Annotated in this window: 16 protein-coding genes; 10 read left to right on the forward strand and 6 right to left on the reverse strand. The window is 69.8% G+C overall.

Annotated features, from left to right (window positions below; translation table 11 throughout):
• Positions 1-94: 94 nt before the first annotated feature.
• Genes ACWDKQ_RS01575 through ACWDKQ_RS01585 form a run of 3 tightly spaced genes read right to left on the reverse strand, consistent with a single transcriptional unit; the run spans position 95 to position 2,720 of the window.
• A complete protein-coding gene (locus tag ACWDKQ_RS01575; RefSeq protein WP_450136824.1) occupies positions 95-634 on the reverse strand; it encodes an LppA family lipoprotein in 540 nt (179 codons plus the stop codon).
• Positions 631-2,406 (reverse strand): alpha/beta hydrolase, encoded by a 1,776-nt coding sequence (locus ACWDKQ_RS01580; protein WP_450136825.1) that lies wholly within the window; start codon positions 2,404-2,406, stop codon positions 631-633. Before ACWDKQ_RS01580 ends, ACWDKQ_RS01575 begins: the two co-directional genes overlap by 4 nt.
• A gap of 8 nt (positions 2,407-2,414) precedes the next feature.
• A complete protein-coding gene (locus ACWDKQ_RS01585; protein ID WP_450136826.1) occupies positions 2,415-2,720 on the reverse strand; it encodes a hypothetical protein in 306 nt (101 codons plus the stop codon).
• A gap of 205 nt (positions 2,721-2,925) precedes the next feature.
• On the opposite strand from ACWDKQ_RS01585, the gene dapE reads away from it, so the two are divergent.
• Complete coding sequence (dapE, locus tag ACWDKQ_RS01590) at positions 2,926-4,002, forward strand: succinyl-diaminopimelate desuccinylase (RefSeq protein ID WP_450136827.1); 1,077 nt, start codon at positions 2,926-2,928, stop codon at positions 4,000-4,002.
• A gap of 32 nt (positions 4,003-4,034) precedes the next feature.
• Here the strand turns inward: dapE and ACWDKQ_RS01595 are convergent, their stop codons facing one another.
• On the reverse strand, positions 4,035-5,051 hold the full coding sequence (locus ACWDKQ_RS01595; protein WP_450136828.1) for a slipin family protein: 1,017 nt from the start codon (positions 5,049-5,051) through the stop codon (positions 4,035-4,037).
• Between the two features lie 223 nt (positions 5,052-5,274).
• On the opposite strand from ACWDKQ_RS01595, the gene ACWDKQ_RS01600 reads away from it, so the two are divergent.
• The 7 genes from ACWDKQ_RS01600 (at position 5,275) to ACWDKQ_RS01630 (ending at position 10,138) form a co-directional block, all read left to right on the forward strand.
• Positions 5,275-6,060, forward strand: coding sequence for an LOG family protein (locus ACWDKQ_RS01600; protein WP_450136886.1), 786 nt, complete (start codon positions 5,275-5,277; stop codon positions 6,058-6,060).
• Entirely contained in the window at positions 6,057-6,641 is a 585-nt protein-coding gene (locus tag ACWDKQ_RS01605) for an LOG family protein (protein WP_450136829.1), read from the forward strand. The genes ACWDKQ_RS01600 and ACWDKQ_RS01605 overlap by 4 nt, the downstream gene beginning before the upstream one ends.
• 298 nt (positions 6,642-6,939) lie before the next feature.
• Complete coding sequence (folP, locus tag ACWDKQ_RS01610) at positions 6,940-7,779, forward strand: dihydropteroate synthase (RefSeq protein ID WP_450136887.1); 840 nt, start codon at positions 6,940-6,942, stop codon at positions 7,777-7,779.
• Positions 7,780-8,381: 602 nt separating this feature from the next.
• Positions 8,382-8,714, forward strand: coding sequence for a PadR family transcriptional regulator (locus ACWDKQ_RS01615; protein WP_450136888.1), 333 nt, complete (start codon positions 8,382-8,384; stop codon positions 8,712-8,714).
• A gap of 43 nt (positions 8,715-8,757) precedes the next feature.
• Entirely contained in the window at positions 8,758-9,108 is a 351-nt protein-coding gene (locus ACWDKQ_RS01620) for a DivIVA domain-containing protein (RefSeq protein WP_450136830.1), read from the forward strand.
• A 3-nt stretch (positions 9,109-9,111) separates the two neighbouring features.
• On the forward strand, positions 9,112-9,570 hold the full coding sequence (locus tag ACWDKQ_RS01625) for an SRPBCC family protein (RefSeq protein ID WP_450136831.1): 459 nt from the start codon (positions 9,112-9,114) through the stop codon (positions 9,568-9,570).
• Positions 9,563-10,138 (forward strand): DNA-3-methyladenine glycosylase I, encoded by a 576-nt coding sequence (locus tag ACWDKQ_RS01630; RefSeq protein WP_450136832.1) that lies wholly within the window; start codon positions 9,563-9,565, stop codon positions 10,136-10,138. The genes ACWDKQ_RS01625 and ACWDKQ_RS01630 overlap by 8 nt, the downstream gene beginning before the upstream one ends.
• 133 nt (positions 10,139-10,271) lie before the next feature.
• On the opposite strand, the gene ACWDKQ_RS01635 is transcribed toward ACWDKQ_RS01630, so the two are convergent.
• The gene (locus ACWDKQ_RS01635; protein ID WP_450136833.1) at positions 10,272-11,060 is read right to left on the reverse strand and encodes an enoyl-CoA hydratase-related protein; all 789 of its coding nucleotides are present in this window, start codon (positions 11,058-11,060) and stop codon (positions 10,272-10,274) included.
• 404 nt (positions 11,061-11,464) lie between these two features.
• Between ACWDKQ_RS01635 and ACWDKQ_RS01640 the strand changes: the two genes are divergently transcribed.
• Entirely contained in the window at positions 11,465-11,632 is a 168-nt protein-coding gene (locus tag ACWDKQ_RS01640; RefSeq protein WP_009949794.1) for a DUF3117 domain-containing protein, read from the forward strand.
• Positions 11,633-11,982: 350 nt separating this feature from the next.
• Positions 11,983-13,563 (forward strand): leucyl aminopeptidase, encoded by a 1,581-nt coding sequence (locus ACWDKQ_RS01645; protein WP_450136834.1) that lies wholly within the window; start codon positions 11,983-11,985, stop codon positions 13,561-13,563.
• A gap of 23 nt (positions 13,564-13,586) precedes the next feature.
• Here ACWDKQ_RS01645 and ACWDKQ_RS01650 read toward each other — a convergent pair whose 3' ends face one another.
• Positions 13,587-14,537, reverse strand: a complete 951-nt coding sequence (locus tag ACWDKQ_RS01650; RefSeq protein WP_450136835.1) for a LysR family transcriptional regulator — start codon at positions 14,535-14,537, stop codon at positions 13,587-13,589.
• Between the last annotated feature and the right edge of the window lie 16 nt (positions 14,538-14,553).

A 14,553-nucleotide genomic window follows, 5' to 3' on the forward strand; every position in this document is an offset into this window, starting at 1 on the left:
CTGCCTTGTCTTTCGAAGTGCTCGGGTGCTGCGGAGACTCGGCCGTGAGTCCTTCGGGCTACCGCAGCAACCCGAAGGACTCGGCCGGCGACCGCTACCGGGGTCGGCCCTTGGCTGACTGGAGCAGGTGACAGCCGGTGCGGACGTTCAAGATCGTGTTCACCTTGGTGCCGAACTGAAGCTTCGCGCCGAAGTCGTCCCGCATCTCGACCTTGTGGTCGCCAGGCCGGTTCACCACGATCTCCAGCTCCTTGAAGCCGTACTCCTTGGTGACGTCGATGGCGATCTGCTGAGCCCGGCCCCACTGGCTGTCCGGGATGTTGCCCTCGTAGACCCAGGTGTCCAGGCTGTGCTCTTCGGCGCCGTCGACGTGCGAGAGCTCCTTGCCCTGGCAGGCCGCCTGGCCGCGGTCGCCCTTGTTGATCCACGGCGTCGCGAGGCCGAGATCGGCGGACAGCCGATCCCGCAGCTTCTGCTGCGTCTCCTCGTAGCGCGAGGTGATCTCTTCCATGGACGGTCGGTGCTGCAACATGCTGTGCGGGTCTGACACGTTTCCCCCGTCGGACGGTTCAGGTCCGCTCGCGCAGCTGGTGGCCAGCAGACCGCAGAGGACGGACAGGATGAGTTTTCTCATGAGAAGAGGTCCTTGATGCCGGATACCGTCTTCTCACCCAGGCCCTTGGTGCCGGACACCGTCTTCTCGCCGAAGTCGTAGATCGCGGAGCCTGCTTCCTGGGCTTGGTGCGGCACGTAGGAGATCACATCGCCGACGCCGTTGGTCTTGCCCGCCACGGTGTCCTCCGGCAAGCCCGCGACCACTGAAGCCATGTTGTGCTGGCTGGTGGTGTCGGGTTCCAGGTAATCGCTGTGGCCCTCGACGCCCTTGCCCTCGGCCGACTTCTCGGTTGACAGGTCCTTGAAACCGTCCATGTGGGACGGGTCGCCGCCGAACCGGGCGAAGTCCGCGACCGGGTCGTCCTTGGCTTCCAGCCGGTAGGCGTGTCCCTCCGGGACGTGGAGGTCCCCGATGTCATTCGTACCGACGCCGGGGGAGCCGAAGATGATCGCGTCGTCGACGCCGTGGCCGCCGCCCTGCAGGGCGTAGCCGGTGGTGGTGGAGCCGTAGGAGTGCCCGATAGCCGTCAGGTGCGGGTCGGTGTCGCGGGACTCGTTGATGCCCTTGTAGAAGTTGTTCAGCTTCTCCCCGCCTTCCTGGGCGGAGTTGGGGCTGACCACCGAATCGCCGAAAACGTCCGTGTCCTCGGACTTCTGCGGGGCCTCGTAGCCCAGCCAGGCCACCGCGGCGACGCTGTCGTCCCTGCCGTTGCGGTTTAGTTCGGTCTTCGATTCTTTGACCAGTTCCTGCATCTTCGAGTCGTAGTCGCCGAGGCTGCCCTGGACCGTCGTCGTGTAGCCGGGGTTGAACACCGAGACGTGGTCGGCGGTGTCCACATCGCCCACCGCCACGGCGGCCTTCATCCGCTCGCCGCTGCTGTCGAGCACCAGCAACTGGCGCGGCGGGTTCTCCTTGGCGATGGTCTTCTCGACCTCGTCGAGGGACTTGAGCTTGTCGTTGACCTGCTGGAGCTTTTCCTTCTCGTCCTCGGAAACGCCGCCCTGCTCCAGCTTCGCCTTCGCTGCCTGCAGGTCGCCGCGCATGTCGTCGATCCGGCCGCGGTTGGTCTCGTCGCGGACCTCCGCGGGGATGCCGTCGCGGTTGCCCAGCCATTCGGGCGGGTTCTCGCGCAGCGCCGCGCGCTGCTCGTCGGACAGCGACTTCCACCACTGGGCTGCGGCCTTCGGCGAGTCGTCCTCCGGTTTCCCGGCGGACTCCGAGAGGGCATTGATGTCGTCGGTGTTCGCGGCATCGGCCAGGGAATCGCCGTTGCCGGGCTTGATCTCGTCCTTCTCCGCTGAGGTCAGCGCCTTGGCGAGTTCGGCGTCGGTGCGTTGCGCCTCGTCGAGGATCTTCTCGATCGTCTCGACCAGCTTGTCGCGGACCTGGATTCGCTGTTGCTTGACCTGCTCCAACTGGTCTTCCGGCACGTCCTGCGGCGGCTTGACGTCCTTGACACCGCCCTCTTCGGTGATCTCGAAGCCGTTGGCCTGCGCCTCGTGGTCGGCCTGCTGGATCTGCTGCTTGATCCTGGCGACGTCGTCAGCCGCCGCGGCGACCGCGACCCGCACGGTGGAGACCTCGGCCACCAGCGAGCGCATGTCCGATATCAGCTTCTCGTGCTGCTTGGCCGAGCCGTCGGCGGCTTTCCCGGTCCAGCGCTCGGGGTTCTTGGCGCCGTCCAGCTCGTCCTGCAGGTTGATCAGGTCGTAGCGGCGCTTGCCGAGGTCGTTGTGGACGGCGTCGAGGCCCTCCGGTTTCCAGCGACGCACACCTGCGTAGGACACCATTTCGCTGCCTACCTTTCGGCCGGTGCTTCGAGGCGGCCTATGTCGGCCGCGCTGGACTCGTCGGAGTTCTGGTACTCCTCGGCGGTCGCGTTCAGCGAATCGCCGTGCTGGATGGCGGCCTCGCTCCAGGACTTGATCGCCTTCTCCCAGCTCTGCGCGACCTGCTTCGCCGCGCCTTCGGACTTGCCGCCGGGCATCGCCTCGGCGATGTCCTCGGTCGGGGGTCCGAGCTTGACCTGCCCGGCCTGTTCGCCGGCCGATTTCGCGCTCGCCCCAGCCTTCCTGAGCGCGTCGGGATTTGCCGTGTAATCCATGCCCACCTCCAGCGGCGGCAGCCTAGCGTGATGATCACGCGTTGGACGGTGGTTGCGCGGATCCGGTTCCCATCCGTTCCCGACGTCCGGCGAATTTCGTTTCTGCTGTTCAGGTCCCGTGAGTGCGTTCCTCCTGCGGTGGCGCTCAGCGGTGCTCACGGGCCCTACCAGCGGAAACGGAGCCCTCCCGGGTAGCCTCCGGGGCGTGACTGCGTCGTTTGACATCACCGCTGACCCCGTCGAGCTCACCGCCGCGCTGGTAGACATCCCCAGCGTTTCCGGCGGGGAGAAAGCCATCGCCGATGCGGTGGAGCAGGCGTTGCGCGCCCAAGCGCCGCACCTCGAAGTGCTGCGCAACGGCGACGCTGTGCTGGCGCGGACGAACCTCGGCCGGGATTCGCGGGTGGTGCTGGCCGGACACCTGGACACCGTGCCGATCAACGACAACCTCCCGCTGCGGCGCACCGGGTCGGGCGCCGAGGAGGTCCTGCACGGCTGCGGCACGGTCGACATGAAGGGCGGCGACGCGGTCATGCTGTACCTCGCCGCAACCCTCACCGAACCGCGCCACGACCTGACTTTCGTGTTCTACGACTGCGAGGAAGTGGAAGCCGAGCGCAACGGCCTCAACCGCATCGAGCGGGAACTGCCGGACTGGCTGGCCGGCGACCTCGCAGTGGTGTGCGAGCCGTCGAACGCCGCGATCGAGGCGGGCTGCCAGGGCACCATGCGGGTGGAGGTCCGCACCACGGGCACCCGTGCGCACACGGCTCGGGCATGGATGGGGGTGAACGCGATCCACGCGGCGCACCCGGTGCTGCAGCGGCTGGTCGACTACACGCCGCGCAACCCGGTGATCGACGGCCTGCAATTCCGGGAAGGCCTCCAGGCGGTGCGGATCGACGGCGGTGTCGCGGGCAATGTGGTGCCGGACGAGTGCGTGGTGTCGGTCAACCACCGGTTCGCCCCGGACAAGTCGCTGGCTGAAGCCGAAGCCCACCTCCGCGAGGTCTTCGACGGCTTTGAGGTCGCGGTGGTCGATGGGGCCCCGGGCGCGCTGCCAGGTTTGACCGCCCCGGCGGCGGCACAGCTGGTCGAGGCCTCCGGCGCGCAGCCGGTTGCGAAGCTCGGCTGGACCGACGTGGCCCGCTTCGCGGCCCGCGGCCTGCCCGCGGTGAATTTCGGCCCGGGCTCACCGACCTTGGCCCACACCAGGCAGGAGCACGTTGCGACGGCCGAGATCCGCCACTGCGCCGAGGTCCTCCACCGCTTCCTCTCGTGATCCTGAGGGACATTTGTGACCAGGCAATTCGGTCACGGGTGCCGCTCACTCGGCTCACCCTGCGGGATCAGGCGTTGCCGCATCGACTCCTCGCCGCTGCCTGCGCTCTCCGAGCGCTCCGCCGGCTTCGTCGTGCTCGCCCTCCGGCCGTCGGTTTCCTCGCGTTGCTGCGGCAGTTGTGCTGCCTCCGGCCCCGCCGCGGGAAGCTCCGCCGCCTCCCGCTCCGCGTCGGTGAGCTCCACCGGCTGCTTCGCGGGCTCCTCGCTCGGGGCTGCGCCTCCGCTCATGGCGGCGCCGATGTGCTTCGCGGTGTCGACGAACTGCAGGAGCTCGACCGGGAAGGGCAGCACCAGCGTGGAGTTCTTCTCCGCGGCCACTTCGACGACCGTTTCCAGGAGGCGCAGTTGGAGCGCGGCCGGGGTGTCGGCCATGACGTGTGCCGCGTCGGCGAGCCTGCGGGACGCCTGGAACTCGCCGTCCGCCGAGATGACTCGCGAACGCCTTTCGCGTTCCGCTTCGGCCTGGCGGGCGATCGAGCGCTTCATGGACTCCGGCAGCGAGACGTCCTTGATCTCCACCCGGTCGATGTGCACGCCCCAGCCCAGCGCCGGGTTGTCGATCATCAGTTCCAGGCCCTGGTTGAGCCGTTCGCGGTTGGACAGCAGGTCGTCCAGGTCGCTCTTGCCGATGATCGAGCGCAGCGAAGTCTGCGCGACCTGGCCGACGGCGAACAGGTAGTCCTCGACGTTGACGATTGCGCGCGCAGGGTCCTCGACCTTGAAGTAGACGACCGCGTCCACCCGGACGGTCACGTTGTCGCGGGTGATGCCTTCCTGGGCCGGCACCGGCATGGTGACGATCTGCAAGTTGACCTTCCGCATTCGGTCCATCACCGGGACGATCGTCGTCAGCCCTGGTCCGCGGGTGAGCTCCTGCAGGCGGCCGAAGCGGAACACGACGCCGCGCTCATACTGCTTGATGACCTTGACGCTCGCGGCTACGTAGATAACACCCAGGGCGATGATGAGGATCAGCAGTTCGATGAGCATGGCTGGCTCCCGGGCTCGATTCTGGTCGTGCCCGGCGACCCGCTCCGGCGCCTGCGTAGATCGAGGCGGATCTGCGTGGTGTGCGCGGCCGGCGTCGCCGGCGCCACTAGATCTTTTCTTCGTATCGTACGCCGCTGCACGCTCGTGTGAATCCCTCGTGAACAGGCATTTCTCTGGGCGGGCACGCGTTGGCCGCCGATCGCCCGTGCGTACTCTCGACCGCATGACAATCGAAGGCGTGTGGGGCGAGCCGAATGGCTCGGAACGCCCCCAGGAGAAGCAACGCGGACCCGTGGTGCTGCGCCGGGCGAGGTTGAGCGAGCAGACCACCACCGACCAGCGGCTGCTGGACTCGCGCGGCCCGTCTGACTGGGTGCACACCGATCCGTGGCGGGTGATGCGCATCCAGTCCGAGTTCGTGGAGGGCTTCGGCGCGCTAGCCGAGGTGCCGCGCGCGGTGACCGTGTTCGGTTCGGCGCGGACCCCCCGGGAACACCCAGAGTACGCAGTCGGCGTCGAAGTCGGCGCTGCGCTGGCCAGGATCGGGTGCGCGGTGATCACCGGCGGCGGACCGGGGGCTATGGAGGCCGTCAACCGCGGCGCGTCGGAGGCTGGCGGGCTGTCCATCGGGCTCGGCATCGAGCTGCCGTTCGAGCAGGGCCTTAACCCGTGGGTGGATCTCGGCGTCAACTTCCGCTACTTCTTCGTCCGCAAGACGATGTTCATCAAGTACGCGCAAGCCTTCGTCTGCCTGCCCGGCGGTTTCGGCACCATGGACGAGCTGTTCGAGTCGCTGACCCTGGTGCAGACGAAGAAGGTCACGAAGTTCCCGGTGGTGCTGTTCGGCAAGTCCTACTGGCAGGGTTTGTACGACTGGATCCGGGACAGCATGCACGGCGCGGGCAAGATCGGCGACAAGGATCTCGCGCTGCTGCACCTCACCGACGACATCGACGACGCGGTCGCCATCGTGCAGGAGGCGTACGAGGCGTGGGAGGCCACTCATTGAGCAGCGCTGGATCCGAACTGGGGAACATCGCCGGGGAGACCACTGTGGACAATGCGGTCTGCGTCTACTGCGCGTCGCGCCCGGTGCCGCAGCACCACCTGGACCTCGCCGCCGAGGTGGGCACCAAGATCGCCAAGCGCGGCTGGACGCTGGTCTCCGGCGGCGGCCGGGTGTCGATGATGGGCGAGGTCGCCCGGGCGGCGCGGGCCGGTGGCGGCCGGACCGTCGGTGTCATCCCGCGCGCCCTGGTGGATCGCGAGGTCGCCGACACCGAGGCCGACGAGCTGCTGGTCGTGGACACGATGCGGGAGCGCAAGGGCCTGATGGACGCGCACTCGACGGCGTTCCTCGCGCTGCCCGGCGGCATCGGCACCTGCGAGGAGCTGTTCGAGATCTGGACGGCCCGCTACATCGGCATGCACGCCAAGCCAGTCGTGCTGCTGGACCCCGATGGGCACTACCGCGGGCTGATGGACTGGCTGCACGGCCTGGTGAACACCGGTTTCGCGACCCAGCATTCGCTGGACGTGCTCACGGTGGCCAACGACGTCGACGAAGCCTTGGACGCCTGCGCCCCATGACCCTCCCGGACCAAAGCCAGGGGCGGCGCGGCGCGCGGAACGGCCGGTGGGCGTCAAGCAAGCGGTGTTAGCCGCTTTTTCTTTCGCCACGTACGCAACTCGCGCCGCCGCGGCTTCTCAGCGGCCGTCTCGCCAGGACAGTCCCGCTGCCGCGTTTTCGTCATGCACAAGCCGGGTCGAGGCGGCCGCTGGTGTTCCGCTAGCTGCACCGCTGCGCAAGCCGATCCGCATACCGCTCGGTCCTGGCGACGTGCCAGGATCTGCAGTTGTGCAACCACTCCGGTTCCGCGACAAGGACATGCCCCAGGACCGACCGCTGGTGATGGCGATCGTCAACCGCACCCGCGACTCGTTCTTCGACCGGGGTCGCACCTTCGAGACCGACGCAGCCACCACCGCCGTGGACCAAGCCGTCGCCGACGGCGCGGACATCGTCGACATCGGCGGGGTCCGCGCCGGGGCGCAGGGCGAGGTGGTGGACGTCGGCGAGGAGGTCCGGCGGGTGGCGCCGTTCGTCGCCGCAGTCCGGGAACGCCACCCGGGCCTGGTGATCAGCGTCGACACCTGGCGCCACGACGTGGCCCGCCAGGTGTGCGAGGCGGGGGCAGACCTGCTCAACGACACCTGGGCGGGCGCCGACCCGAAGCTCGCCGAGGTGGCCGCCGAGTTCGGGGTCGGCGTCGTGTGCTCGCATACCGGCGGCCTGCCGCCGCGCACCGATCCGTACCGGCCCCGCTACGCCGACGTGGTCGCCGAGGTGACCGCCGAACTCGTCGAGCGGGCCGAGTGGATGGTGCGCCTCGGGGTGCCCGCGCACGGTGTGCTGATCGACCCGACCCACGACTTCGGCAAGAACACCTGGCACGGCCTGGCGCTGCTGCGGCGGATCGGCGAGTTGGTGGCGACCGGCTGGCCGGTGCTGATGGCGTTGTCGAACAAGGACTTCATCGGCGAAACCCTGGGCGCGGAGGTCATGGAGCGGCTGGAGGGCACGCTGGCGGCCACCGCGATCGCGGCCTGGGGCGGCGCCCGGGTCTTCCGCGCGCACCACGTGGTGGAAACCCGCCGAACGGTGGAGATGGTCGCGGCCATCGCCGGCACCCACCCGCCGGAACAGGTCCTGCGAGCCCTGGCCTGAGTCTCCCCGGTTCCAATTGAAACTGGTGGTCAGAGGTCGCCGACGGACTGCTTCACGAGCTGGGTGAGGATCGCGATCGGCACGTCCGGTCGCACCTTGCTGAGCACCGGCGCCAGGCGCAGCCACCGGGATTGGACCCGCGGCGCCACCAGGATTGGACCTGCGGCGCGCTCAGGGGCGTTCGGGCCAACTCCTCGACGAGCTCCTCCAGGCGCCAATGCGCCTCATAGCGTTCCAAGGTCACCTCCGGGTGCTGCTCGATCACGTCGATGAGCACCACGAGGTAGGAGCGCAGCCGGTCGAGGGCCTTCTGCCGCGGAGCGAAGGTCGTCGCGGCGTCCAGTCGCGAGGAACCGGTGGTCGCATCCTGGGAACTGTCCTTGGGTACGGCAGACGACTCCTGATCACTGGCCCGGCACGTCCGACTCCGCCGTGTGTCGGATCCCGGCGATGTCAACGGGTTTTCGGCTTTGCGCCACCCGAACGGCGCACCCCCGGGAGGGTGTGATGGACGTCATCGGGGGTCCGGATCGCGAAAGGACTTAGGTCCTCTTGTGTATGGCCGGTGACAGTGGTCGCAAATGACCGTAGAGTCGCTACTTGTGAAGGCTGATGCGCTCCGCGGCCACCTGGACGCCCTGCTGCTGGCCACGCTCGACGGCAGGGCCCTGCATGGTTACGCGATCATCGAGGCGCTGCAGGAACGCAGTGGCGGCGCCCTTGATCTCCCCACCGGGACTGTGTATCCCGCGCTGCGCCGATTGGAGCGCGCAGCGTACGTGCAGAGCACCTGGAGCACCGTCGGCGGCCGGCAGCGCCGCACCTACCGCTTGACCCAGACGGGTGTGCAGACGCTGCAGGCCGAGCGCCGCGCATGGCGCGAGTTCACATCCGCCATCGAGGGCGTGCTCGAAGCGGCTCCCGCCAAGACGTGACCGTGGCCGCGGCGGTTCGCCGTTCGTGCCACGATTGACGACCGTGGCTAGTGCGCTCATCTACCTGTTCGTGGTGCTCGCGGTCGCTGCGGTGATCTACCTGCTGGCCTCGCTGGTCTTCGGACGCGGCGAGCAGCTGGCGCCGCTGCCGCCGGGCTCGACCCCGACCCGCCTGCCCCCCGCCGACGTCGAGGGCTCCGACGTGCGCGCGCTGCGCTTCCAGCAGGTCTTCCGCGGCTACAAGGCGTCGGAGGTGGACTGGGCGTTGGAGCGCCTCGCCGGGGAGCTCGACGAACTGCACGGCCGGATCGCGGTGCTGGAGCGGCAGCTCGACGCGGCCGGCGAGCAGCTGCAGGAAGCCCGCGCCGGGCGTCCCGACGAGCCGGAGGACTGACCGGTGCGCCCGGTCGAGCTGCGGTTGAGCGTGCCGGTCGACGCGCCGCCCGAGGTGGTGTGGGCGGCGGCGACGGACTGGGCGCGGCAGGGCGAGTGGATGCTGGGCACCGAGGTGCATGCGCTCGGCGGTCCCGGCGGGCCGGGGGCGCAGCTGGTGGCGGTGACCGGCTACCGCGGGTTTGGCGTCGTGGACCGGATGGAGATCGTCGAATGGCGGCCGCCGCAGAGCTGCCGGGTGCGCCACCACGGGCAGCTGATCGTCGGGGACGGCGGATTCGATGTGGTCCGCTGCGGGAACGAGGCATCGACGTTCCTGTGGTGGGAACGGCTGACCCTGCCATTCGGCGGCGCGCTGGTCTGGCCGGTGGTGCGACCGCTGTTCGTCTGGGGCATGCGCCGGTCGCTGAGCGCCTTCGCGGTGTTCTGCCGCGACTACGCGGGTGGTGGGGAACGTGGCTGAGTCCGATGCGGTGGTCGGGGCGGACGGCTGGGCGCGCTGCCCATGGGGCGTGGGGCCCGCCGACTACACCGAGTACCACGACCGCGAGTGGGGAATCCCGCTGCACGGCGGTCCGGAGCTGTTCGAGCGGATCACCTTGGAGGCGTTCCAGTCCGGGCTGTCCTGGCTGACGATCCTGCGCAAGCGGGCGGCGTTCCGGCTGGCGTTCGCCGGGTTCGACCCGGAGCGGGTGGCGGCCTTCGGCGACGCCGACCGGCACCGGTTACTGGCCGACGCGGGCATCGTCCGGAACCGGGCGAAGATCGACGCGGCGATCCGCAACGCCGGCGCTGTGCTCCGCCTGGACCGCCCGCTGGACGAGCTGCTCTGGTCGTTCGCCCCCGAACGCCGCGAGCGGCGTCCGGCCACGGCCGGCGACATCCCGGCCACCACCCCGGAGTCGACGGCGATGGCGAAGGAGCTCAAGCGCCGCGGCTTCGCCTTCGTAGGCCCCACCACCTGCTATGCGCTGATGCAGGCCACGGGCATGGTCGACGACCATTTGGCCGACTGCTGGCGCGCGAACTGATGAGAATTGCTAGCGCGCCCCGCGCAGCGGTGCAGGTAGCGCTCCAGCGCCCGCCGGGTGGACGCCCAGGAATTTCTTCTGGGCGCTGTGGCCCGCACGTACCCACGGGCGCTGAACTGCGAAAATGGCTGGCTCAGCGGCCGGTGAAGCGGGGGGTGCGCTTCTCGACGAAGGCCGCGACAGCCTCCCGGTGGTCGGCCGTCGCCCCGGCCTCCGCCTGCGCGCCAGCCTCCACCGCCAGCGCCTCGGCCAGGCCTTCGGCCGCCGCCGCCAGCATCGCCTCCTTGATGCGGGCGTAGGCGCTGGTCGGCCCGGCTGCCATCCGGGTGGCCAGTTCGGTGGCCGCCGCAACGGCTTCGCCGGCGTCCACGACCCGGTTCACCATGCCGATCCGCAGCGCGTCCTCGGCGGCCACCGGCTCAGCAAGCAGCAGCATCTCCATCGCCCGGCCGTAGCCGATCAACCGGGGCAGCGTCCAGGACGCGCCGGAGTCCGTGGACAGCCCGACGTTGGCGAAGGCCATCAGGAACTTCGCGTTCGTCGCGGCCACCCGCAGATCGCACGCGTAGGCCAGCGATGCGCCCGCCCCGGCCGCGGTGCCGTTGACCGCGGCGATCACCGGCTTCGGCATGCTCGTCACGGCCCGGATGATCGGGTTGTAGTGCTCCTCGACCGTGTTCAGCGGTGCCGGGTGGCCGGAGTTCAGCAGCGCGACGTGCTCCTTGAGGTCCTGCCCCGCGCAGAATGCCTTCCCCGCACCCGTGATCACCACCGCCCGCACCGAGTCGTCGGCGGCCGCCTCCCGCAGCGCGGCGATCAGCGCCTGCTTGAGGGCGACGTCGAACGAGTTGAACGACTCCGGCCGGTTCAGCGTGAGCAGACGCACACCATCGGTGTCCTGGGTCAGCAGTACGTCGGTCACTTCGCACTCCTTGCCTTGGGGTCCGTTGTGGCGGGTCGCCGGACTGCTACTCGATGTTTCCAAAGTGGACGCCGCGGATCTCGCGAAGTCCCGAGTAGACAGTGTTCTGGCTGGTCCCCCGGGTTTTGGTCGAGCGCCACCGGGACCGGTCGGCGACCACGGAGGGCCCGCCGACCCCGGCCCGCAGCGGGGTCGCTGCCAGGTCGTGGGCGCTCGCGCCGGAACGCACCGAAACAGCCCGCACGGGCGGTGAGTCTGCCAGCCCTCGCGGGCATTCGACCAGCGCACGGGCGACACGAGTTGATCGGCTCGGTTTCGTCCGCGCCTCGGGATGGGGGAGAATGGGGAGGACCCGAGCTGGTTGTGGCGATCAGCGGGGGATGAGTTCACGGAGGGAGCACGCTATGGCGGCCATGAAGCCCCGGACCGGTGACGGTCCCCTCGAGGTGACTAAGGAGGGACGCGGCATCGTGATGCGCGTCCCGCTTGAGGGTGGTGGGCGGCTCGTCGTCGAGATGTCGGTCGAGGAGGCCAAGAACCTGGGCGACGCCCTGGAGTCGGCCACCGGCTGAGGCCGCCAGCTGGCGATCGGGGAAACACCGCGAGCCGGTGCACCCAGCGTCCGAGGCGACAACGTAATCAAGTCGACGGCGAGTGGCGAGCGTTCTTCGCCGCGGTCGGGCCCCGGTGCCGTGGTGGCGCCGGGGCCGTCGTCGGCAGCAGGCGACTCCTTGGACCGCCCCGTGATCACCCGGCATGCCGCCCCTGCGGCCCGGACCGGGTGCGCATCGTGCCCGGGCCTGCGAGAACGGTAGCTTCGGAGCTGTCGTTGAACCCGTTGTGCGGGCCGCACGAGCCGACCGGCCGTTTCAAGGACAGACAGTCGAGTGCGCGCGGCGAGCCCGTGCAGGAAGGTCTTCTCGTGTCCGGTGCTTCAGTGTTCCGTTCCGCCCAGCCGGCCCGCGACGCGGACCCGGCACTGCCCGTGATCCCGACGTCACTGGTCGAAGTGGACGTCGTGCAGCGGTGGCAAGACGGCGTGCACGGCGCGGTCCCCGTCTTCGATGGCGAGGCGGGGCCGGACCTGGCCGCCGCGGCCGAATCGTTCGATGTGGACATCGCAGTGCTGCAGGCCGTCGGCGCGACCGCCGCCGCCGGTGACGTCCGCGCGCTTCCGCTGCCGACGGGCGGCGTCGGCTGGGTCGTGGGCGTCGGCTCCGGGGAGGCCATGAAATGGCGCAGCGCCGGGGCGGCGCTGGCGCGCGCGTTGCGCGAGAAGCTGGGCGAGGCAGCGGAGTCAGAGGACGAGATCGGCGATTTCGGGGACGCCTCCGACGCGGACTACCTCCAGATCCGGCTGCCCGACAACGTCGACGGCAACGCGGTATCGGCGCTGACGCTGGGGCTGGCGCTGGGCGGATACCGGTTCCGGGTAACCGCCAAGCCGGCGCCGCCGCGCCTGCGGAAGGTCTTGCTCGTGGCGCCGGAGGGTGCCGACCAGGCCGCGCTGGGCGAGCAGGTCCGGTGGACTCGCGAGCTGGCGGCGGCCACCGCTCTGGCCCGCGACCTCGCCAACGCGCCCTCGAACATCAAGGACCCGGCCTGGTTCACTGGGGTCGCCGCTGAACTTGCCGCCGACGTCGAGAACCTGACCGCCGCGGTGCGCGACGAGAAGTGGCTCGCCGACAACGGTTTCGGCGGGATCCTCGCGGTCGGCGGCGGCTCGTCGCGGCCGCCCAGGCTGCTGGAGCTGACCTACCGGCCGCAGGATGCCCGGGGTCCGCACCTGGTGCTGGTCGGCAAGGGCATCACCTTTGACACCGGCGGCATCTCGATCAAGCCCGCCGAGGGCATGCATCTGATGCGCACCGACATGTCCGGCGGCGCGTCGGTGATCAGCGCGCTGCTGACCATCGCGCGGCTGGGGTTGCCGGTCCGGGTGACCGGCCTGGTGCCGTCGGCGGAGAATCACGTTTCCGGCAGCGCCTACCGGCCCGGCGACGTCGTCCGGCACTACGGCGGCACCACCACTGAGGTCGCCAACACCGATGCCGAAGGCCGGATGGTGCTCGCCGACGCCATGGCCTACGCCGTGGACCGGCTCGAGCCCGATCTGCTGGTGGACGTCGCGACGCTGACCGGGGCGATGAAGGTCGCCTTGGGGTTGCGCACCGGCGGGCTGTTCGCCACGGACGACGAGCTGGCCGACCGCATCCGCGAGGCCGGGGAGCGGGTCGGGGAGGCCTGGTGGCGGATGCCCCTGCTGGAGGACCACGCCGAGGACGTGAAGGGCCAGCTGGCCGACGTGAAGCAGGCCCCACCGGGGCCCGGCGGAATCACTGCTGCGCTGTTCCTGCGCGAGTTCACCGGCGGTCTGCGGTGGGCGCACCTGGACATCGCGGGCCCGGCCCGGGCCGACAAGGACTACGCCGAGGTGGTGCCGGGCGGTACTGGTTTCGCGGCTCGCAGCCTCGTCGAACTGGCCGCGAACCTCTCGGAGTGACCCCGGCGAGTTGAGGCACGATTTCAATGGAAATCGGACCTTCCATTTCCATTGAAATTGCGCTGGCCCAGGACGAAATCGCGAAACGTGCGGACCGCTGGAGGCAGAGTTCGGCCGGCCGGCCAGGCGAGTCCGATCGTGCGGTGCGCCGGCGGATCCAGCGGTATCTCGCCGGTGCCCGGTGCCGGGCCGTTGTCCCCCGGCGGCAGCAGCGCCACGCCGAGCCCGGCGGCGACCAAACCCCGCACCGTGTCGACCTCTTCGCTCTCGAACGCCAGTCGCGGCTCGAAGCCGGCGCGCTCGGCCAGGCCCGTGAAGATCTGCCGCAAGCCGTAGTCGGGGCGGGTCGCGACGAAGTCGTCCTCGGCGAGTTCGGCCAGCCGCAGCTTGCTTCGCCGGGCCAGCCGGTGCCGCATGAACAGCACCGCGACCAGCGGTTCCTCCCACAGCGGTGCGGTTTCCCAGCGCGGATCGCCCTCCGGTAGGGGTGAGGTGAGGCAGAGGTCGACCTCGCCCGACCAGGCCCGCGAGAGCATGGCGTCCCGCGGGCCCTGCACGAGCCCGAACCGCACGTGCGGGTGCTCGTCGCGGAAGTCGCGCAGCAGCGGCGGCACCAGGGTGCTGCCCATCGTGTGCTGGAACCCGAAGGTGACGTGCCCGCGATCGGGGTCGACTTCCTCGATTACGGCGCGGCAGCCCGCCTCCAGCCCGCGCATCGCGTCTTCGGCGGCCTCCGCGAGCAGGGCGCCGGCGCGGGTCAGGTGGATGCCGCGACCCTGCCGCACGATCACCGGGGTGCCGAGTCGCTCTCCCAGCTTCGCCAGAGTGCGGCTGACAGTCGGCTGCGGGACCCCGAGGGACTCGGCCGCTCGTGTGAGATGGCCCTCGGCGGCGACCGCCCGCAGCACGGCGAGCGCCGGGGCGAGATGGGCCGCGAGCTGCGGCGCGTCGTCCGGCACGGCTGATTGATTCATCATCGCATCAATGATG

This window comes from Saccharopolyspora sp. NPDC000995 (assembly GCF_053599315.1).